We start from the raw sequence: 216 nt of genomic DNA, 5'->3' as shown, positions 1-216 counted from the left end.
CTGCTGGACCGTAACTGACGTTGATGCTCGAAAGTGTGGGTATCAAACAGGATTAGATACCCTGGTAGTCCACACGGTAAACGATGGATACTCGCTGTTGGCGATACACAGTCAGCGGCCAAGCGAAAGCATTAAGTATCCCACCTGGGGAGTACGCCGGCAACGGTGAAACTCAAAGGAATTGACGGGGGCCCGCACAAGCGGAGGAACATGTGG

The 216-nt window shown here is 53.7% G+C and carries 1 rRNA gene; it reads left to right on the top strand.

What is annotated here, in order from left to right:
* Nucleotides 1–216 (top strand): 16S ribosomal RNA (locus H6A27_RS15925); the annotation flags it as partial.

The sequence above is a fragment of the Bacteroides caecigallinarum genome (assembly GCF_016902295.1).
In the GTDB taxonomy this organism is placed as follows: Bacteria; Bacteroidota; Bacteroidia; order Bacteroidales; family Bacteroidaceae; genus Phocaeicola; species Phocaeicola caecigallinarum_A.
Note: the sequence above shows the minus strand (reverse complement) of the source record. Positions and strands in the feature narration are given on the sequence as shown.